A 19622-nucleotide genomic window follows, 5' to 3' on the forward strand; every position below is an offset into this window, starting at 1 on the left:
GTGGATAAATTGACATCGGAAATATTTGGCTATGCCCCGGATGGGCAGGCAGTTCATCGGCTGACTATTGCTAATGGTTCGCTTGAGGCAAAGGTGATCACATGGGGGGCTGCCATTCAGGACCTGCGCATGGAAGGGCATAATGCGCCATTGGTTATCGGCTATCGTGACTTTGCCGATTATCCTGCGCATTCGCCCCATCTGGGGGCAATTGCCGGTCGTTTTTCCAATCGCATTCGCAATGCGCGTTTTGAACTTGATGGCAAGACCTATGAAGTCGAGCGAAATTATCAGGGTGTCCATAATCTGCATGGTGGGAGCCATGGCCTTGGCAACCGGGTTTGGAAAATCACTGGTTCCGGCCCCGATTTTGTAACACTTGCCACGGTTTCAGAAGATGGGGAAATGGGATTTCCCGGCAATCTCAACGTGAGTTGCACCTATATGCTTAATGCGAATAACACGCTGATTGTGCGGCTGGAGGCTGTAACTGACAAGCCAACTGTTTGCAGCCTGCTTCATCACAGCTATTTCAACCTTGATGATGGTGGTGAGAGCGATATTCTCGATCATCAGCTTAAAATTGAAGCCGATGCCTATATGCCGGTTGACGAAGCACTGATTCCCGATGGGCGTATTTTGCCGGTCAAGGACACAGCCTATGATTTCCGCGATTTTCGTCCGATCCGTTTTGATGAAAACGGCCAGCAGCTCGAATATGACAGCAATTTTTGCCTGACAGCAGCCCGTGGGCCGCTTCGTTCCTGCGCGTCAGTCAAAGCTGCACGTTCAGGCGTCAGGCTGGATATTGAAACGACTGAACCCGGCATTCAGTTTTATGCAGGCAATACCATGGCCAATGATTGCATTGGCTTGACTGGCAAGCCCTATGGCAAACATGCAGGCTTCTGCCTTGAGCCACAGCTTTGGCCGGGATCACTCGAGTATCCTTATGTTCCACAGTCGATTTTGCGTCCGGGCGAAATCTACGCCCAGACCAGTCATTTCACTTTTACGAAGGAATGATGTTAACGAAAAGCGGCGCGGGCGGTTTCCATGGGAGCGAGTGCGCCGCGGATTTCGACAACACGTGCAGCAACATCATGCGCTTTCTGGGCTGCTTCGATCGGTGACAAGCCTTTGAGTCTGGCTGCAAGATAGCCGCCGTTAAAGCTGTCACCAGCACCTGTTGTATCAAGTGCATTGGCTTTGACGGATGGAATGAGGGTCTGTTTGCCGTCTGCAATGACCAGTGCAGGCTCGGTACCGTCTTTGACCACGATTTCCTTAACGCCAAGCCCGACCAGTCGTTCTGCACAGGCCTGTGCCGTTGCATCACCAAAAAGTGCCTGTTCATCTGGAAAGGTTGGCAGGGCTATATCTGCGATCTGCATTGCTTCGCTGATGATTTTCTGGGCGGCTTCGCGATCCGGCCAGAGCTGATGGCGGAAATTGGGATCAAACGCGATTATAGCGCCATTCGCGCGGCATTCACGCAAGACCTCAAACAGTGTTGCCCGGTGTTCGGGAAACACGATACCGACAGAAATACCGGAAAAATAAATCATGTCGCGACCGGTAAGGCTGGCTTTCAGTGCATCCTTGTCACTTGCAAGCCGCTTGGCCGCTGCCTCGCTGCGCCAATAGGTGAATGAGCGTTCCGCACCATTGAGTGTAATGGCATAAAGCCCCGGATGAACGCCTTTGATGATCGGGCTTTGCGCAATGCCAATCCCGTTATCGGTCAAGAAATTACGTTGTTTTTGCGAAAAGCTGTCTTCGCCGAACGCACTGACGTAATCGACTGGAAATGAGTGCTCGGTCAGTGCACGTATATACCAGGCAGTATTCAGTGTGTCCCCGGCATATCCCATGTGCCATTGATCGCTATCACCACCTGATAGTTCGATCATGCATTCACCAATCGATGCGAAGCCACCCATCATTATCTCCTCATTGCTGTTAAATATACGCCTATACGAATTTAGCGGGATGTAAAACCTGATCGCTCCTCTCTTTATCGACTTGCCACATTCCGCGTGTAACGATCCCGGCAAAAGAGGAATCACCATGCGTTACGCGATTTATTTTACGCCACCTTCTGGCGACGCGCTTTTGAAAGTAGCTGCAAACTGGCTGGGGCGCAGTGCGTTTAGTGGCGAGGCAGTGAAACTCCCTGCGATTCGCACACTTGCAGCGGACGATATTTTGGCACTCACCGAGGAACCGCGCCGATATGGTTTTCACGGAACACTGAAAGCACCCTTCAGGCTTGAAGAGGGCTTTGAGGAAAGCGACCTGCTTTCAGCTTTGATGTATTTTGCATCTTCTAGCAGGCCTTTTGTGATTCCACGTCTGAAAGTTCAGGCTATCGGCCCGTTTTTTGCGCTTGCGCCCGAAGAGCCGGTTGCAGAACTTAACCAGCTTGCCAATGATGTTGTTGTTTCATTTGACCGTTTTCGTGCGCCACTGCGTGATGCTGAAATTGCAAAGCGCCGTCCCGAACGTTTAAGCGCAACGCAGCGGCAGAATCTTGATCGCTGGGGTTATCCTTATGTGTTTGATGAGTTTCGCTTTCATATGACTCTGACAGGGGCTGTAAATGAAAAACAGCGTCCGCAGGTTGAGCGTGCGCTTGATGAGTTTTTTTCACCTGTGCTTGATGAACCTGTTGAGGTTGCCAATCTGGCGCTGTTTGTGGAGAGCGAAAAAGGCGCTCCTTTTGAGATTCATTCGCTTCATCCCATGACCGGTGGTGATAAGCTGGCCAAGCGGTCCTTTCGGGCCGTGGGGAGGGCTTGAGGAATAATGACTGAATTAATTTTAAAAAATGCAAATATTATTCTGCCCGATGAGGTGGTCTATGGGGCAGTAAAAATTGTTGATGGCATCATCACAGATATAGCATCCGGCCCATCGGTTTCCGGCAAGGATATGGCAGGAGATTACCTGACGCCGGGTCTGGTGGAATTGCACACTGATCATCTTGAGGGTCATTATGCGCCGCGTCCGAAAGTGCGCTGGAATCCGATTGCCGCAGTGCAGGCGCATGATGCGCAGATTGCAGCCTCGGGCATTACAACTGTGTTCGATGCACTTCGTATCGGGTTCGATGAAGAGGCCGCTACCGGTATTGAGGATATGCGTAGGCTCTCGTCTGCCATTGCGCAGGGCCGTGAAGCCGGACGGCTACGTGCTGATCATTTTCTGCATTTGCGCTGCGAGGTGTCAGCTCCTGATTGTCTGAGCGCCTTTGAACGCTTCGGTGAGCATCCACTGGTCAGGCTGGTATCATTGATGGATCATGCGCCTGGCCAGCGTCAATTTACCGATATTGAGACCTATAAGCTTTATTATATGAGTAAGCTTAAGGTTTCCGAAGAAGAGTTTATCCATTATTGCGAAAAGCGTATGCAACAATCGCAGCAATATTCGGCAACAAACCGGACCTCAATTGCAACTGCCTGTAACGCACGCGCTGTTGTGCTTGCCAGTCATGATGATGCAACTGCTGATCATGTTGCTCAGGCAAATGCACAAGGCATTCGTGTGGCTGAGTTTCCGACTACGCATATGGCCGCGAAAGCATCCAAAGAATCCGGCATGTCTGTACTGATGGGGGCGCCCAATATGGTGCGCGGCGGCTCACATTCCGGCAATGTTTCGGCGCGTGAGCTGGCAGAAGCTGGTCATCTTGATATTATTTCGTCGGATTATATACCGGCAAGCATGATGCAGGCTGCGTTTTTCATGGCAGACGTGATGGATGAAATCACCTTGCCACAGGCGCTCAGATTTGTTTCAGCAAACCCGGCGAGGGCAGTCGGTCTTGATGATCGCGGCGAGATTGCCATTGGCAAACGCGGTGATCTGGTGCGTGTGCAGATTGCCGAGCATGTGCCGATCATCCGCACCGTGTGGCGAGAAGGGCGGCGCGTGATATAATTCGCGCCAACCGATGGATATCAGATTGAAGCATCGCTCAGCGAAAGAGTACCTGTATCGCGATCAACCAACAGTTTCAGTTCATTGTAACTTTTAATGCTTCTATGAGCAGTTTCAGGTGAATGCAGATGTGTTGCAGTAACCACGATGACATGTGCTCCAGCGGTTTCGCCAGCAATAATCCCGGCTGGCGCATCTTCAAACACTAGGCAGTTATGCGGATCGAAACCAAGCCGCTTTGCGCCAAGTTCAAAACATTCCGGGCTTGGTTTACCGCGCTCTACATCTTCAGCAGAAACAATGATTTTTGGCAGCGCAATCCCGGCTGCTTGCAAACGACGCCGTGCCAGTTCAATCGGTGCAGAAGTGACGATTGCCCAGCGGTCTTCTGGTAGCGCCTTGAGAAAATCGAGTGCACCTTCAACGGGTACGATCCCATCAAGATCGGCTATTTCTGCATCAAGCAGAATTTTGGCTTCGATATCCGGGTCGAGATGCGGCAGACCGAGCCTGCGCACCGTATCGACTGCGCGAACACCATGAATGGTTGGAATAAATGTTACCGGATCAATACCATGACGGATGGCCCATTGGCTCCAAACACGTTCGGTCGCTGCAATGGAACTCAAAATAGTACCATCCATATCAAATAAAAAAGCGTCGAACGACTTATTGAAGGGGGACAGGTCGGTCAAAATAAGGTCCTCGGATTGTGGCAGTAAGAATCAGTCTCGTTAACATTATGGGTAAAATGCCCGATAGTAAGACCATTCAATGATTTGATTGTCTTTTCTGGCGCAAAACTTGATCATTTGCATTGTTTGTGGCTTTTTGCGTTACTTAAAGCATGAAGATTGATCCTAGCATCAGGACCCATTAATCTGATGAGAATGGCATCTGAAATGACCAGATATGCCCAAATATTCAAAGAGAGAAACATGAAGACCGGGGTTGTTCCCCCTGCTGAGCGATTCGACAACGCAGATCGCCAGGTCATTTCGATGCCCGAGAGATGTAGTCCAACCCACGGGCAAGGTCGTCGGAAAGGCTTGAAAATGTACCACATTTCCTTCGCCTTTCCTTATCAAATCCGAATGGATGGTCTTACATCATTCATGTCAAACTAATAGGTTATGACCTGTTCATAATAAGGCGAGCATCGATAAGACGGTGCTTAAAACATATCTGGTTAGAGGCGCTGATCTGGTTGAAATTAGATCGAAATGCGCTCTAGCCATGTTGCATAAAAACAGGCTGCATTGGTTTATTCCGGCACACTTGTCTGCAGAGCAAGGGCGTGCAGCACGCCGCCCATGTTCCCTTTAAGGGCATCATAGACCATCTGGTGCTGCTGTACACGCGATTTGCCACGGAAGCTTTCCGCAACAACTTCGGCGGCATAGTGGTCTCCGTCTCCGGCAAGGTCGCGGATCGTAACCTTTGCGCCGGGAATACCTTCGCGTATCAGTTTTTCGATCTCATGAGCGTCCATAGCCATGTATAATCTCCTGCCTTTTAGGGCTTGTAGAGCATTTCCAGCAAAAATGTGCAGCGGTTTTGCGTCGGATAATGCGTAGAATAAAGTTCATACCGAATCGTAACGCATCATCGTGATACGTCAATGCTCAACTGTCTAACGTTTATATTGCCGACAAGCAAACACCCGGCACAGAGTTCCAGGCCGGGTGTCAATTGGTAACAGTTCTGACCGACAAGGATTAGTTATCGGTCGTTGCTTCACCACTCATAAAGCCCGGGAACCAGCCCTCATAAGCCGTGATAAGGTCTGCAACTGCAACATCAACTGTTGAACCAAATGTCAGACGCTCCCCGCCGACCGTGCCAAGGATACGGAACGGAATCCCCATACCTTCTGCATTGAGAGTAATCAGCTTTGCCATTTCAGGCGTTGCCGCAATCACATAACGAGCCTGATCTTCACCAAACAATGTTGCATGGGCAAGACCATCTCCTGCGTCAAGGGTTGCACCTTTGCCTGACTTGATAGCCATTTCAGCAACGGCAACTCCAAGACCACCATCGGACAGATCGTGGCAGGCATTTACCTGACCATTGCGGATAGCCGAACGAACAAAGTCGCCATTACGCTTTTCAATTGCAAGATCAACCGTTGGGGCAGGGCCATCAGCGCGGTCGAACAGGTCCCGCAGATAGATCGACTGTCCAAGATGTGATCCGTCGCCGCCGAGGAGAACCAGCATGTCACCATCCTGCATGCCGCCGATTTTGGCCATTTGCGACCAGTCAGGGATGAGGCCGACACCGGCAATGGTCGGAGTTGGCAGGATTGCCTGACCATTGGTTTCGTTGTAAAGCGACACATTGCCCGAAACGATCGGGAAATCGAGCGCACGGCAGGCTTCGCCAATGCCTTCGATAGCCTTGACCAGTTGCCCCATGATTTCCGGCTTTTCAGGATTGCCGAAATTGAGGTTGTCAGTCGAGGCAAGCGGCTCGGCACCGGTCGCGGTAATGTTGCGCCAGCATTCGGCAACCGCCTGTTTGCCACCTTCAAACGGATCCGCTTCGCAATAGCGCGGCGTTACGTCTGATGAGAAGGCGAGCGCCTTGGTTGCATGACCCTCAACGCGGACCACACCGGCGTCACCGCCCGGGAGCTGCAAGGAATTGCCCTGAATGAGCGTATCATATTGCTCATAAACCCAGCGTCGTGACGAACCGTCAGGCGAGCCGACAAGCTTGAGCAGCGCATCCGAATAATCTTCAACCTGCGGCACATTGCTGGCAGGCAGTGGCGCATGCTTGCCCGGCTCCATCCATGGACGGTCATATTCAGGAGCCTCGTCACCGAGTTCCTTGATCGGCAGATTGGCGACTTCTTCACACTGATGGATAACGCGAAAGCGCAGATCGTCGGTGGTTTTGCCAACAATTGCGAAATCAAGACCCCATTTACGGAAGATCGCTTTTGCTTCTTCTTCCATTTCCGGCTTGAGAACCATGAGCATACGCTCCTGGCTTTCCGACAGCATCATTTCATAGGCCGTCATGTTCTCTTCGCGAACCGGAACATGGTCGAGAATGAGTTCAATACCAAGATCGCCCTTCGCGCCCATTTCAACTGCAGAACAGGTGAGACCAGCAGCACCCATGTCCTGAATGGCAATAACCGCGCCTGAAGCCATCAGTTCAAGACAGGCTTCCAACAGGCATTTTTCAGTAAATGGATCGCCGACCTGAACGGTAGGACGCTTTTCTTCGATTGATTCGTCAAATTCAGCAGATGCCATTGTGGCGCCACCAACGCCGTCGCGGCCCGTCTTGGCACCAAGATAGACAACTGGCAGGCCAACGCCCTTGGCTTCAGACAGAAAGATGCCGTCATGCCTGGCAAGACCGGCAGCAAATGCATTGACGAGAATATTGCCATTATAACGCTTGTCGAAATTGACTTCGCCACCAACGGTCGGTACGCCAAAAGCATTGCCATAACCGCCAACACCCGAAACAACACCGGACACGAGGTGGCGGGTTTTCGGATGATCAGGCTCACCAAAACGCAATGCGTTCATGGCAGCAATCGGACGTGCGCCCATGGTGAACACGTCACGTAAAATACCACCAACGCCGGTCGCAGCACCCTGATAAGGCTCGATATAAGATGGATGGTTGTGGCTTTCCATCTTGAAGACGACACAGTCGCCATCGCCAATATCCACAACACCGGCGTTTTCACCGGGGCCCTGAATGACGCGCGGTCCAGTGGTCGGCAGCGTCCGCAGCCACTTCTTCGACGACTTGTAGGAACAATGCTCGTTCCACATGGCCGAGAAAATGCCAAGCTCGGTAAAGCTTGGTTCACGCCCGATCAGGTCGAGAATTCGCTGATATTCATCGGGCTTCAGACCGTGAGCTTGGATAAGTTCTGGCGTGATGTCGCGCTTATTTGAAATAGTCATGTAGATGAGGGACCCCGTCGCAGGCTGCGGTACCCGGAAACTTCTGCCGAAGGGCGGACACCTAAGGTTTCAAGGGGTCTCTTTAACCTAACTCTTTTGTAAGCGCGACAGGAAAATGCCGATTTCCCGGCTCAAATGCAGCCTTCATAGCCTACTTGTCCATTTTCCAGCAATTGTCGCAAAGTTATGAAGCCGTTTTCGATATGGTTGCGAACTGTTGGAGAGCAAAAAAAACAATGCATATGCGGGAGCATATGTCAGCCTATCCGCAGTCTTTCTGGCCGGATGCCCAGCGGTTGATATCTGCACTGATACGGCTGCTTTGCGCCTGATGCATCATCGGGCCAAAAGCCTCGATCCGTGCCGGATTGCCTTCGGCCTGCACTACAAGCAATGGGCGTCCCGCAAGATTGCGGGCTGGTACCACCAACATGCGCGGACGTCCGGTAAACGAGTTTAATTCTGGTGCAAATGCATAGCCACGGAAGTCTTTGTCTCTGGATTTAAACCAGCATTTATTGGCACCCAGAGCAATGCGTTCCATGGTTGCGAGTGCTGCTTTGCTGACATTGGTGGACGCAGGGCTGGGTGAGGGCTTTGGTGCGCAAGCTGCAATCATTGCAAGCGCGGACAGTGCTGCAAGCGCAATGGTCTTGTTCTTCAAGGAAGACTCCATAAAAACATTTTCAGCAATTTCGTTATTGATATTGCTGAAAACGTATAGAAACAAAGAGTTAAAGTGAGCAGGTAACTCAGGCAAGCTGAGGCATGAATGATTTTAATCCATCACCCATCTCATTCCAGACAAGCTCAAATATGGGATCTTGCTTTGCTTTCACTGCATATATGTCGAATTTTGGGTAGGCATCCAGCAAATCTGGTTTTCCGGCCAGTTTTTTGAGAGGCTCCATCAGAAAACGCACTGGAAGCAGCCATGCATCTGCAAGGGTTGGCGCATTTGTGAGCGCAAAATCATCATTGGTCAGCCGGGATTCCACGACGCTCAAGCCAGTATGCAGCTTGGTAAAAAGTCGATTTATGGAAGCCTCGTCTTTTTCCGGTTGGCTTAGCAGGATAAAAAGTTTCATTGCCGGACCGAGAACATCAAGCTCTGTCACGCGCGCCAGAAGGCGGATCAGCGCACGTTCACGCGGGGTTCCGGGAAGGACGGGAGTCTCAGGGTAATGGTCCTCCAGATATTCTGCGATAACTGCTGCTTCAAACAGTGTTTCGCCGGATCCGGTGATCAGAACAGGGACGCGCTTGAGTGGTGTCACATTGCCAAAATCCGCCGGAAATGGATAGGGCATGTTGATTGGTTTGAACGGAAGCTCCTTGAGATAAAGAACGCCACGCACAAATGCGGAATAAGGGGAGAGTGGGCGTGAATATAATTGCATCGATAATTTCCCCGATTCGGTTGCCGCAGGAAGTATGCAATGCCCAAGCTGCCATGAATTTGCATAACGCGCCAGTCGATTGCGCAGGTGCTATCAATTAAGATAGCCACAGCAAGCACAAAAAAACGGCCTTCGTTTTGAGACGAGGGCCGTTTCATCAGTTCAAAGGGTGGCTTTTTTAAGCGGCAATTCCCAATGCGCCTGCAAAGAGTGCACGGCCATCATCGCCGCCATGTGCCGCTTCAATGAGATTTTCAGGATGTGGCATCATGCCCAGCACATTGCCACGGGCATTGACGATACCGGCAATATCATTGATTGAACCATTCGGGTTGGTGCCTTGCGCATAACGGAAAACGACCTGACCTTCACCTTCGATACGCTTCAATGTTTCAGCATCGGCAAAATAATTGCCATCATGATGCGCAACCGGGCAGCGAATAATCTGCCCCGGTTGATAATTGCGTGTGAATGAAGTGTTGGCATTGCTGACTTCGAGCTTTACTTCACGACAGACAAATTTCAGCGATGTATTGCGCATCAGCGCACCCGGCAACATACCTGCTTCAACAAGAATCTGGAAGCCGTTGCAGACACCGATAACCATCACACCCTTGTCGGCCTTCTCTCGAATGGCCTGCATGATTGGCATACGTGCTGCAATTGCGCCGCAGCGCAGATAATCACCATAGGAAAATCCACCGGGAACCAGAATCAGATCCACATCATCAGGGATGGATGTATCTGTCTGCCAGACGGTGACGGGAGCCTGACCGGAAATCTTGGTGACGGCCGCAATCATGTCGCGGTCGCGGTTGAGGCCCGGAAGAAGAACGACTGCTGCTTTCATGGCGTTTATGTCTCTTTGAATCTGAGGGCTTCAGCACTGCGGTTAAGCGGGCTGAAAGCGCACAAAAATACCTGCTGAGCGCAGTGTGTCAGGCGATGACGATTGCGTAGTCTTCAATAACTGTGTTGGCGAGCAGCTTCTCGCACATGGCTTTGATTTCGGCTTCAGCTTTTGCCTTGTCGCTGCCTTCGATTTCAATATCGAAAACCTTGCCCTGGCGCACAGAATTGACGCCTTGGAAATTCAAGCTGCCGAGAGCGCCGACAATAGCCTTGCCCTGTGGGTCGAGAACGCCGTTTTTCAGTGTAACGGTGACGCGTGCCTTGATCACTGAGTAGTTCCTGCTGATTTATTTAGCTGAATGAAAACAGCCCGGTAACTTTCGTTCCGGGCTGTGCGGATTTTACTTCACAAGTGTCGGACCGGAAGGGCGGGAAGTTTCGTTCTCGTTCATGATACCGAGGCGACGAGCCACTTCCTGATAAGCCTCAACAAGTCCGCCCATATCGCGGCGGAAACGGTCCTTGTCGAGCTTGTCATTGGTGTTGATATCCCAAAGACGCGCTGAGTCCGGCGAAATTTCATCGGCAACGACGATACGCATCATATCGCCTTCAAACAGGCGTCCGCATTCCATCTTGAAATCGACAAGCTGGATGCCGATGCCGAGGAACAGGCCTGTAAGGAAGTCGTTGACACGAATGGCGAGAGCCATGATGTCGTCAATTTCCGCCGGGCTTGCCCAGCCAAAAGCAGTGATGTGCTCTTCTGTGACCATTGGGTCATCAAGAGCGTCTGCCTTGTAGTAAAACTCGATGATCGAGCGTGGCAGGACAGTGCCTTCTTCGAGGCCGAGGCGCTTGGACAGTGATCCCGCTGCCACGTTGCGCACAACGACTTCAAGCGGAATGATTTCCACTTCCTTGATCAGCTGCTCACGCATATTGAGGCGGCGGATGAAGTGCGTTGGAATGCCGATACGGTTGAGCTGTGTGAAAATGTGTTCAGAAATGCGGTTGTTCAACACGCCTTTTCCGTCAACAACTTCATGCTTCTTCGCGTTGAACGCGGTTGCGTCATCTTTGAAGAACTGGACAAGAGTACCGGGTTCAGGGCCTTCATAAAGAATCTTGGCCTTGCCCTCGTAAATACGGCGGCGACGGTTCATGGCTTTTCTCGGATTTCCAAAAATGTGATGATCGGCAATTGCCGCTATTCTCGCGGGCTACCTATAGCAATTGTGGTCTTTTAACAATCCTGCTTTATGCCCGTTCCCCCGTTTTAAGCGTTTTGGAGCCATATAAACCAAGAAAGTTATGTTTGGCTCTTGTATAATCTTGCTCTCCTTGCCAGCTTTAGGCAAGAGAATGGATGATGATCTCACATAAGATAACAGCTTGGGAGTTGTAAGAATGGCCACTGGCATGGATGATCGCCGCAATGCTTTTGAAAACAAGTTCGCACATGATGCTGAACTTCGCTTTAAGGCAGAGGCACGCCGCAACAAGATTCTTGGTCTCTGGGCTGCGGAGCTTCTGGGCAAGCACGATGCAGATGCAGAAGCCTATGCACGTGAAGTTGTTGCTGCCGATTTTGAAGAAGCAGGTGACGAAGATGTCTTCCGCAAGCTGCGTGCAGATTTTGACGCAGCCAATGTGAGCGTTACAGACGAGACCATTCGCGAAAAGATGTTCGCTTTCCTGGAGGAAGCAGTTCAGCAGGTCCAGAAAGACTAACGGACGACGAAAGGGCGGAATGCAAAATGCATTTCCGCCCTTCATTTTGAAATTCAGGGGAATATGCATGTCTTTGTCTTCGCGTCTTCGTGCCGGCGAAACTGTGCTCTCGGCTTGGTCGTCGCTGCCGGAAGCGCTCACTATTGAAGTTCTGGCGCATAGCGCTTTTGATGCTGTAACACTTGATATGCAGCATGGCGGACATGATGAGCAGAGTGTGCTTCGTGGTCTTGGACTGATAGTGAATGCGGGCAAGCCGCCGGCGGTGCGCATTCCTGTAGGCCGTTTTGATATGGCCAGCCGTGCACTTGATTTTGGTGCCCAGGCTGTCATCGCTCCAATGATCAATTCGGTGGAAGATGCGCGTAAATTTGCAGCTTCAATGAAATATCCGCCGATTGGTGAACGCTCATGGGGCGTGTTCCGTGCCAATGCTGATTACGGCACGCCGGGTTCCAATGATTATCTGGTCACAGCCAATCAGGATACGCTTGCCTTTGCAATGATTGAAACCCGTGATGCTTACGATGCGCTTGATGAGATTCTCGGCGTCCGTGGCATTGATGGCGTTTTTGTTGGTCCGGCTGATTTCTCGATTGCCTGGAGCAATGGCCGTGAGGCTAACCCGGACTCAGATTCCATCATCGAGCCGATAAGCACAATCGCTCGTAAGGCTGCTGCGGCAGGTAAATTCGCAGGCATTTATTCGCCGTCAGCAGAATTTGCCCGACGCTATATCCCGCTGGGCTTCCAGTTTGTAACCCTTGCAAATGATGGCGGCTATTTGCGCCTTGGCGCGAAAATGCTGGTGGATGCTGTCCGCGCATAAAAGAAAAGCGGCAGATATTTCATCTGCCGCTTATCAAGCTGGTTTAAATCCATTTGATCACAAAATAGAATAAGATATTGATTTAATGTGACTTTGGCGGCTGAAGATTGCTCATGAATTCAGCGAAAACCATAGAGCCTTCCGGCCATGGTCCATGGCCTGATTCCGAATTGATATGGCCTGCATCACCCGCATCAATCAACAAGGCGCCCCAGTCCTTCACAATCTCTTCTGCGGCTTCAAAACTTGAGAAGGGATCATTGCGACTGACAACTGCAATGGTTGGAAATGGCAGACGCTCACGTGGATAGGGGCCAAATGTCATCAGATGTTTGGGGCGGATTTTTTCATTCGCTACATCGGGAGGTGCAACAAAAAATGCACCAGCCACTTTATGCTGGATTTGTGGAATGGCATGAACTGCCGTTGCAACGCCAAGCGAATGAGCAACAAGAACAATAGGCTTTGTCGCTTCATTTGCGGCTTTAACCAATTGCGCTACCCAGTCTTCCTTGACTGGTTTTGACCATTCGGCTTGCTCAACGCGCCGCGCTGTCGAGAGTTTGTTCTCCCAGCGGCTTTGCCAGTGATCAGGGCCGGAATTGGTGTAGCCGGGAATGATGAGGATATCGGAATCTTTAACTTTCATGATCCCTATTTAGAGTTGTTTCAATGCATCTTCAAGCAGAGCTATAGAGTTGGCACAGAGCCAGAGTCAGGAACCCGGATGACGCAAATGATGAACAGCTTGTTCGCAGATCGCTATCTTGTGAAACACTCTCGAAATTGTGATCTTTAGGCGGAAGATAACACCAAAGAGGATTTTGCGAACATGGCCATCAGCAGAAGAACGATACTCGGAACTGCGGGTGCTACCGTTATGAGCAATATTCTTTCCGCACGTGCTGAAATGCCGTCGAAGGAGAATGAAATGACTGAAACAGTAAATAAAGTGGCGGATCAGGCCGCAGCCCAAAATGCTCCTTTGCCTTTTGCAATGACGACCCCGGTTCGGGTGGCGCGTATTGGTTTGAAGGCGCGTGATGCAGAATCTCTGGCTGAATATTACCGTGATGTGGTTGGCTTGCGTGAAATGACACGCCGTGGCGCTTCGATTGTGCTGGGCGCTGGCGATCGTGAGCTGATGGAGATCGAGCAGTTTTCCGCAGCGAAAGCAGATGATCCGCGCAGTGCCGGTCTTTATCACACTGCGTTTTTACTGCCGACACGTGGCGATCTGGCTCGCTGGTCACGCCGTGCCATCGACAAGCAATTGCCTGTTGCCGGTGCGTCTGATCATAATGTCAGTGAAGCGATCTATCTGACTGATCCTGAAGGCAATGGCATCGAAATCTATGCCGACCGTCCATATAAGACATGGCAGTGGAATGGTGATCGCGTTGTCATGGGCACGGAAGCGCTTGATGTGAAAAATCTTCTCGACGTTATTGATCACGAAGGTGGTGAATGGACCGGAGCACCGCAGAATACGGTTGTTGGCCATGTTCACTTGCGTGTTGGCAATGCGAAAGATGCGGAATCTTTCTGGAATAATGAACTGGGTTTCAACACTGTGCAGAACTATGGCGACAAGGCCGTGTTTTTGTCGACGGGTGGTTATCACCACCATATCGGTGCGAACGCCTGGCAGAGTTCAGGTGCGGGCTTGCGTGACAAGGATCGTACAGGTCTTGCATGGGTTGAAATGGAAGATACGCGCGGCGGCAATGATCACGTCTTTGAAGATCCATGGGGCAATGTGATCAACACAATCAAAAAGAGCGCCTAACTCAAGGTACTAAAAAGCCCCATGCTTACAAGAGCATGGGGCTTTTTTCGGATTCAATTTATGAAGGCTAATGTTTAGCCGAAAACGCGCTTGAAAATCGTATCAACATGTTTGGTATGATAGCCGAGATCGAATTTTTCGCGGATCTGCTCTTCAGAAAGCGCTGCACGTACTTCTTGGTCAGCAAGCAGTTCTTCAAGGAAGTCTGCACCCTGTTCCCAGACCTTCATGGCATTGCGCTGTACGAGACGGTAGGAATCTTCACGCGAAACACCAGCCTGTGTGAGAGCAAGCAGAACACGCTGTGAATGCACAAGGCCGCGGAACTTGTTCATGTTTTTGAGCATGTTTTCCGGGTAGATCACCAGCTTTTCGACAACACCAGCCAGACGGTTTAACGCAAAGTCGAGCGTGATGGTGGTATCGGGGCCAATCGCACGCTCAACGCTTGAATGCGAAATATCGCGTTCATGCCACAGGGCAACGTTCTCCATAGCTGGTACAACCGACATGCGCACCAGACGGGCGAGGCCGGTCAGGTTTTCAGTCAGAACAGGATTACGCTTGTGCGGCATCGCTGACGAACCTTTCTGGCCGGGCGCGAAGAACTCTTCTGCTTCCAGAACTTCGGTGCGCTGCATGTGGCGGATTTCGATGGCAACATTTTCAATCGACGAAGCAATAACGCCAAGAGTTGCAAAGAACATGGCGTGACGGTCGCGCGGAATCACCTGCGTGGAAACCGGCTCGGCTGAAAGACCAAGCTTTTCGCATACATATTCTTCAACCCGTGGGTCGATATTGGCAAATGTGCCAACCGCGCCAGATACGGCACCGGTCGCGATTTCTGCACGGGCTGCCACAAGACGTGCGCGGTTGCGCGACATTTCGGCATAAAAACGCGCGAATGTCAGACCCATTGTGGTCGGTTCGGCATGAATGCCATGGCTACGGCCAATACGAACACTATCCTTATGTTCGAAAGCACGTTTTTTAAGGGCAGCAAGCACGCGGTCCATATCTGCAAGCAGCAGATCAGCTGCACGTACAAGCTGAACGTTCAAAGTTGTATCAAGCACGTCCGATGAGGTCATGCCCTGATGCACGAAACGGCTGTCAGGCCCGATAAATTCGGCCAGATGTGTGAGAAATGCGATGACATCATGCTTGGTGACGGCTTCGATTTCGTCGATGCGTGCAACGTCGAACTTTGCGACATTACCTTTTTCCCAGATGGTCTTTGCAGCTTCCTTGGGGATTACGCCGAGTTCGGCAAGCGCCTCACATGCATAGGCCTCAATTTCAAACCAGATACGGAACTTGGTTTCGGGAGACCAGATAGCAACCATTTCTGGTCGGGAATAGCGCGGGATCATGGGCATATCCTGTTTTGGCGGCCCGTCTGCCGGGCTGCAGGTCTTGGGTAAAGGGAGTGCTGGGTGTTTAGCAGAGCCGGAGGCTCCGCTCAACGCACATAACCCCGGAAAAATCTATTATCGTGCTGCTTTTGCGGCTTCGCGAATGGCTTTGATGTTAGCGGCATAGCTCTCGACCGAATTGCCTTTGTAAACGGCAGAACCTGCAACGAGAATATTGGCGCCCGCAGCAACAACCAGACCGGCGGTGTCCGGCGTGATGCCGCCATCGACTTCGATGTCAATCGGGCGATCGCCAATCATCTCGCGAACGCGTTTAATCTTGTCCAGCATCGGAGCGATGAATTTTTGGCCGCCAAAGCCCGGATTGACGGTCATGACCAGCACAAGATCAACATCGTCGATGACGTTGGTCAGAGCTTCGACAGGTGTTGCCGGATTGAGCGCCAGACCGGATTTTTTGCCCAATGCGCGTATGCTCTGGAGCGAACGATGCGTATGTGCACCTGCTTCGGCATGGACTGTGATCAGATCACAGCCTGCATCGGCAAAGGCTTCAAGGTAAGGATCGCATGGCGCAATCATCAGATGCGTATCAAAGAACGCCTTGGTGCGCGGACGGATTGCTTTGACGACCTGTGGACCAAATGTGATATTTGGTACGAAATGGCCATCCATAACATCGATATGAATCCAGTCTGCACCGGCTTCAAGCACAGCATCGACTTCTTCACCCAGACGCGCAAAGTCTGCGGACAGAATGGATGGGGCGATTGCGATAGGACGCATGGTTGTCTCCCTTGCAAGATGCTTGTCACATCATATGATAAAATGCGCTCGGCCAGTTTTTTACCGAATGCAGATATTGAATCTCAACCCCAGCGTTTGTGGAACCACATCCACTGGCCCGGATATTCACGTACCCATTCCTCAACAGTATCGTTAAGAAGCTGCGCAGTCGCAGCAATGTCGATCTCGCCCTTTTCGTCGCGTGGCAGTTCCATGCGCTCTTTCAACTCAAGCCGATAACGGCCACCGGGCAGGCGAATACAGCGTGCGGGATAAACATCGCAATCATATTGCCTTGCGAGCTTTGCCAAAAGCGGATTGGTATTTACGGGGCGATTGAAGAATGTGGAGGGAATGCCGCGCTGGAATTTTTGATCCACCAGCATCCCGACATTGCCATCTGCATCCAGAACACGCGCCAGCGACCATGCGGCGCCAGCCTTGGAAGGCACCAGATGACCCATATTGGTCTTGCGTGCTTTAAGAACTGTTTTTGCGATATAGGGATTGTTCGGCGGACGGAAGAGGGCGGTTACATCAAGGCCGAATGTCCCTGCACAAATCGGCAGAAGTTCAAAATTGCCCGTATGTGCGGTGAAAAAGATATGCGGTTTTTTCTCGTCGCGCAGACGCTCAAAAATCGGAATGCCCTCGACTTCGATCAGCCCCGGTTCCGTCGCATTGGGATCAAAATCGAAGATCGCATCGAGGAAAATATATTCCGCGAAAAGACGTGCCATCGAATCCCACATTTCAACGGCGATTTTCTCAATTTCAGCGTCGCTCTTCTCAGGGTAAGCCAGACGCAGATTGTTGGTGGCAACCTTGTGTCGAGGTGTGAGCGGTCCCACTTTTCGCGCAAACCATGCCGAAAAGCGGATTGCGCTTTTGGCAGGCAGCAGACGCAGCAGTGCGAGCGCGATAAACACAGCCTGCGCCCAAAGCCAGTAGTTAAACTGCTTGAGCTTGCGCGACCACTTGAAGAGAAGAAGCTTGAACTTGAACATCATTTACTGGGCCGGAGCTTAGTCGATCTGCAATACGATCTTGCCGAACACGTCGCGGCCTTCCATGCGCTTCAAGGCGGTGTCAATGTCATCAAAGCCGACAATGGTGTCGATAACCGGATGTACAACACCCTGCGCCATTTTCTGCATCGCATCAGCCATATTTTCCATGCGGCAACCGAAGGAGCCGAGGATTTTAAGCTGCTGCTGGAACAGTTGCATCAGGTTCATATTGGTCGATACACCGGAGGTTGAACCACAGGTGACAAGACGTGCACCGCGCTTCATGCAGAGCATTGAGCCTGCCCATGTGTCGGCACCAACATGCTCAAACACAACGTCAACGCCTTTTTTCCTGGTAAGCTTGCGCACAACACCTTCAAAGCGGTCAACACGATAGTTGATGACATGATCAGCACCAAGCGCCTTGGCTTTTTCGATCTTGTCGTCTGAGCCAACCGTGGTGATGACTGTGCAGCCCATCTTCTTGGCAAGCTGAATAGCCGCCGAACCAATGCCTGAACCGCCGGCCTGAACAAGCACTGTTTCACCCGGCTGGAGCTTGGCATTGTCAAACAGCATATGCTCAACCGTACCAAAGGTAACAGGAGCAACAGCCGCACCAATCGCATCAACACCGGGAGGTGCGGGAACCAGCAAACGTGCTGGCAGATTGACGGCTTCACAGGCAAAGCCATCGAGATGGAAACCGTGAACGCCGCCCACATGCTCGCAGAGATTGTCACGACCTTCACGGCAAGCCTTGCACAGACCACATGTGCGTGCACCATAGATCGACACGAGCTGACCCGGCAGAACATTGGATACGCCCGGGCCGATTGCATCAACCACACCGGATGCTTCGGCTCCGATCACCAATGGCATTTTGCGCTTGGCAAATGCCATGCCGCGCCAGCCCCATACGTCAATATGGTTGAGTGCAACGGCCTTGATCCTCACTGTTACTTCGCCATTGCCGGGCTCGGCAGGTGGTGCAATGTCGGTCATTTCGAGACGACGGTCATCAAGAAGCTGCAAGGCACGCATGAATTTATCCTTTTCAAGACATAATCCCGGAGAGCATTCGGCTTTCCGGGATTACCGAGAATGTTCAAGCATGCCTCCCAAAAGTGGAAACCGGTTTTGGGTTAAAGACATGCGTATAAGCATAGAACGAAAGCGCGTAGCGCTCTAGGTTTTAGACCGATTAATTCGGATTTGCCGTTAATACAAGGCTGGTATTTTGCCTTAGTCAAAAACCTTATTGTTTTTTGTTGTTTACTTCGTCCTAATCCCCGCACCCAGATTACCGGTGCGGGTATAGCTTGTTCACTCCACGTTCTGCAAGGCAAAGTTTATTTCTATTCCTTGTATATAATTCAGCTATCATTGTTGCAGAGAAACCATACATTGTTGAAAACTTATGTGGATTGCCTCGGTCTCAGAAGCAAAGACAGCCCCAGCTTTTCTAAGCGTGTGCGCGGTTACCGGAACTTCTTCTTTTCTGCGTTTTTGTTGAAGGGTCTGTTTGCCGAAGTGTCCAGCCAGACGCGACCAGATGGAGAAGAAATAAACAAAAGTACTTCTATTTTGATTGCCGCGATACTTTTTGACAATGGCGGAAGGGCCGGGATAAAAAATCAGTTTTTGTTTATTGGTTTTTACAGTGATGTATGCGTTGCGAATATGTTATTCTCAGTCTTGGGTGATTTTGCCTGCACACCAGACGCTGAATTGCAGTCAATACATCTGTTATCCTGAGCATAATTGAATAGAACATTTATGCTATTAATGAAGCGATAGCGGTATGCGAACTTTCTCCGTTATTATTTCATTTTTTGTAATGGCCCGGAAGTTTAAATCACTTCCTGTGGTGCATAACTTTTCAAGAACCCAGCACTTGTGGTTTATGCAATGCGCAGCGAACAAGGATGCGGCCATCTGACGAGATCGCAGGTAA

General features: G+C 51.0%; 21 protein-coding genes. 7 read left to right on the top strand and 14 right to left on the bottom strand.

What is annotated here, in order from left to right; translation table 11 throughout:
• The first annotated feature begins 9 nt into the window (after positions 1-9).
• Complete coding sequence (locus FHY56_RS07345; protein ID WP_140904526.1) at positions 10-1026, top strand: aldose epimerase family protein; 1017 nt, start codon at positions 10-12, stop codon at positions 1024-1026.
• 2 nt (positions 1027-1028) lie between these two features.
• On the opposite strand, the gene FHY56_RS07350 is transcribed toward FHY56_RS07345, so the two are convergent.
• Positions 1029-1943, bottom strand: a complete 915-nt coding sequence (locus FHY56_RS07350) for a sugar kinase (protein WP_140904707.1) — start codon at positions 1941-1943, stop codon at positions 1029-1031.
• A 127-nt stretch (positions 1944-2070) separates the two neighbouring features.
• On the opposite strand from FHY56_RS07350, the gene FHY56_RS07355 reads away from it, so the two are divergent.
• Together FHY56_RS07355 and FHY56_RS07360 are read left to right on the top strand one after the other, a co-directional pair.
• Positions 2071-2802, top strand: a complete 732-nt coding sequence (locus FHY56_RS07355; RefSeq protein ID WP_140904527.1) for a DUF1045 domain-containing protein — start codon at positions 2071-2073, stop codon at positions 2800-2802.
• A gap of 6 nt (positions 2803-2808) precedes the next feature.
• Positions 2809-3945, top strand: coding sequence for an alpha-D-ribose 1-methylphosphonate 5-triphosphate diphosphatase (locus FHY56_RS07360; protein ID WP_376889152.1), 1137 nt, complete (start codon positions 2809-2811; stop codon positions 3943-3945).
• Between the two features lie 20 nt (positions 3946-3965).
• On the opposite strand, the gene FHY56_RS07365 is transcribed toward FHY56_RS07360, so the two are convergent.
• The 8 genes from FHY56_RS07365 to purC all read right to left on the bottom strand — a co-directional run bounded on the left by FHY56_RS07365 (position 3966) and on the right by purC (position 11304).
• Entirely contained in the window at positions 3966-4640 is a 675-nt protein-coding gene (locus FHY56_RS07365) for an HAD family hydrolase (protein ID WP_140904529.1), read from the bottom strand.
• Between the two features lie 569 nt (positions 4641-5209).
• Positions 5210-5443, bottom strand: coding sequence for a BolA/IbaG family iron-sulfur metabolism protein (locus tag FHY56_RS07370; RefSeq protein WP_007874594.1), 234 nt, complete (start codon positions 5441-5443; stop codon positions 5210-5212).
• A 220-nt stretch (positions 5444-5663) separates the two neighbouring features.
• Positions 5664-7886 (bottom strand): phosphoribosylformylglycinamidine synthase subunit PurL, encoded by a 2223-nt coding sequence (gene purL, locus FHY56_RS07375; RefSeq protein ID WP_140904530.1) that lies wholly within the window; start codon positions 7884-7886, stop codon positions 5664-5666.
• Between the two features lie 262 nt (positions 7887-8148).
• Positions 8149-8550, bottom strand: coding sequence for a hypothetical protein (locus tag FHY56_RS07380; protein WP_140904531.1), 402 nt, complete (start codon positions 8548-8550; stop codon positions 8149-8151).
• A gap of 88 nt (positions 8551-8638) precedes the next feature.
• The gene (locus FHY56_RS07385; protein ID WP_140904532.1) at positions 8639-9286 is read right to left on the bottom strand and encodes a glutathione S-transferase family protein; all 648 of its coding nucleotides are present in this window, start codon (positions 9284-9286) and stop codon (positions 8639-8641) included.
• 178 nt (positions 9287-9464) lie between these two features.
• Positions 9465-10136: a phosphoribosylformylglycinamidine synthase subunit PurQ gene (purQ, locus tag FHY56_RS07390; RefSeq protein WP_140904533.1), complete on the bottom strand. Its 672-nt coding sequence runs from the start codon at positions 10134-10136 to the stop codon at positions 9465-9467.
• A gap of 88 nt (positions 10137-10224) precedes the next feature.
• The gene (gene purS / locus FHY56_RS07395; protein ID WP_140904534.1) at positions 10225-10467 is read right to left on the bottom strand and encodes a phosphoribosylformylglycinamidine synthase subunit PurS; all 243 of its coding nucleotides are present in this window, start codon (positions 10465-10467) and stop codon (positions 10225-10227) included.
• A gap of 72 nt (positions 10468-10539) precedes the next feature.
• On the bottom strand, positions 10540-11304 hold the full coding sequence (purC, locus tag FHY56_RS07400; protein ID WP_140904535.1) for a phosphoribosylaminoimidazolesuccinocarboxamide synthase: 765 nt from the start codon (positions 11302-11304) through the stop codon (positions 10540-10542).
• Positions 11305-11548: 244 nt separating this feature from the next.
• On the opposite strand from purC, the gene FHY56_RS07405 reads away from it, so the two are divergent.
• Positions 11549-11872, top strand: a complete 324-nt coding sequence (locus FHY56_RS07405) for a DUF1476 domain-containing protein (protein WP_140904536.1) — start codon at positions 11549-11551, stop codon at positions 11870-11872.
• Positions 11873-11933: 61 nt separating this feature from the next.
• A complete protein-coding gene (locus FHY56_RS07410) occupies positions 11934-12701 on the top strand; it encodes an HpcH/HpaI aldolase family protein (RefSeq protein ID WP_193556768.1) in 768 nt (255 codons plus the stop codon).
• A gap of 82 nt (positions 12702-12783) precedes the next feature.
• Here FHY56_RS07410 and FHY56_RS07415 read toward each other — a convergent pair whose 3' ends face one another.
• Complete coding sequence (locus FHY56_RS07415; protein WP_140904538.1) at positions 12784-13350, bottom strand: RBBP9/YdeN family alpha/beta hydrolase; 567 nt, start codon at positions 13348-13350, stop codon at positions 12784-12786.
• Positions 13351-13533: 183 nt separating this feature from the next.
• On the opposite strand from FHY56_RS07415, the gene FHY56_RS07420 reads away from it, so the two are divergent.
• Positions 13534-14490, top strand: coding sequence for a VOC family protein (locus tag FHY56_RS07420; protein ID WP_376889162.1), 957 nt, complete (start codon positions 13534-13536; stop codon positions 14488-14490).
• 74 nt (positions 14491-14564) lie between these two features.
• Here FHY56_RS07420 and purB read toward each other — a convergent pair whose 3' ends face one another.
• The 4 genes from purB to FHY56_RS07440 form a co-directional block, all read right to left on the bottom strand.
• Positions 14565-15866 carry an adenylosuccinate lyase gene (gene purB, locus FHY56_RS07425; RefSeq protein ID WP_140904539.1) on the bottom strand — a complete coding sequence of 434 codons (1302 nt, stop codon included), beginning with the start codon at positions 15864-15866 and terminating at the stop codon, positions 14565-14567.
• Between the two features lie 117 nt (positions 15867-15983).
• Complete coding sequence (gene rpe / locus FHY56_RS07430; protein ID WP_140904540.1) at positions 15984-16655, bottom strand: ribulose-phosphate 3-epimerase; 672 nt, start codon at positions 16653-16655, stop codon at positions 15984-15986.
• 83 nt (positions 16656-16738) lie between these two features.
• Positions 16739-17665 carry a lipid A biosynthesis lauroyl acyltransferase gene (locus FHY56_RS07435; RefSeq protein WP_140904541.1) on the bottom strand — a complete coding sequence of 309 codons (927 nt, stop codon included), beginning with the start codon at positions 17663-17665 and terminating at the stop codon, positions 16739-16741.
• A 15-nt stretch (positions 17666-17680) separates the two neighbouring features.
• Positions 17681-18709, bottom strand: coding sequence for a zinc-binding dehydrogenase (locus FHY56_RS07440; RefSeq protein WP_140904542.1), 1029 nt, complete (start codon positions 18707-18709; stop codon positions 17681-17683).
• A 363-nt stretch (positions 18710-19072) separates the two neighbouring features.
• Here FHY56_RS07440 and FHY56_RS07445 point away from each other — a divergent pair, with 363 nt between their 5' ends.
• Positions 19073-19423, top strand: a complete 351-nt coding sequence (locus tag FHY56_RS07445; protein ID WP_140904543.1) for a hypothetical protein — start codon at positions 19073-19075, stop codon at positions 19421-19423.
• Positions 19424-19622 lie beyond the last annotated feature (199 nt).

Source organism: Brucella gallinifaecis, from assembly GCF_006476605.1.
In the GTDB taxonomy this organism is placed as follows: domain Bacteria; phylum Pseudomonadota; class Alphaproteobacteria; order Rhizobiales; family Rhizobiaceae; genus Brucella; species Brucella gallinifaecis.

Bases quoted from the DNA above. Each gene is read 5' to 3' on its own strand.
- FHY56_RS07360 (WP_376889152.1), top strand. From the start codon at position 2,809: ATGACTGAATTAATTTTAAAAAATGCAAATATTATTCTGCCCGATGAG.
- purB (WP_140904539.1), bottom strand. From the start codon at position 15,866: ATGATCCCGCGCTATTCCCGACCAGAAATGGTTGCTATCTGGTCTCCC.
- FHY56_RS07370 (WP_007874594.1), bottom strand. From the start codon at position 5,443: ATGGCTATGGACGCTCATGAGATCGAAAAACTGATACGCGAAGGTATT.
- purL (WP_140904530.1), bottom strand. From the start codon at position 7,886: ATGACTATTTCAAATAAGCGCGACATCACGCCAGAACTTATCCAAGCT.
- purQ (WP_140904533.1), bottom strand. From the start codon at position 10,136: ATGAAAGCAGCAGTCGTTCTTCTTCCGGGCCTCAACCGCGACCGCGAC.
- purC (WP_140904535.1), bottom strand. From the start codon at position 11,304: ATGAACCGTCGCCGCCGTATTTACGAGGGCAAGGCCAAGATTCTTTAT.
- FHY56_RS07385 (WP_140904532.1), bottom strand. From the start codon at position 9,286: ATGCAATTATATTCACGCCCACTCTCCCCTTATTCCGCATTTGTGCGT.
- rpe (WP_140904540.1), bottom strand. From the start codon at position 16,655: ATGCGTCCTATCGCAATCGCCCCATCCATTCTGTCCGCAGACTTTGCG.
- FHY56_RS07435 (WP_140904541.1), bottom strand. From the start codon at position 17,665: ATGATGTTCAAGTTCAAGCTTCTTCTCTTCAAGTGGTCGCGCAAGCTC.
- FHY56_RS07405 (WP_140904536.1), top strand. From the start codon at position 11,549: ATGGCCACTGGCATGGATGATCGCCGCAATGCTTTTGAAAACAAGTTC.
- FHY56_RS07440 (WP_140904542.1), bottom strand. From the start codon at position 18,709: ATGCGTGCCTTGCAGCTTCTTGATGACCGTCGTCTCGAAATGACCGAC.
- FHY56_RS07355 (WP_140904527.1), top strand. From the start codon at position 2,071: ATGCGTTACGCGATTTATTTTACGCCACCTTCTGGCGACGCGCTTTTG.
- FHY56_RS07420 (WP_376889162.1), top strand. From the start codon at position 13,534: ATGGCCATCAGCAGAAGAACGATACTCGGAACTGCGGGTGCTACCGTT.
- FHY56_RS07415 (WP_140904538.1), bottom strand. From the start codon at position 13,350: ATGAAAGTTAAAGATTCCGATATCCTCATCATTCCCGGCTACACCAAT.
- FHY56_RS07350 (WP_140904707.1), bottom strand. From the start codon at position 1,943: ATGGGTGGCTTCGCATCGATTGGTGAATGCATGATCGAACTATCAGGT.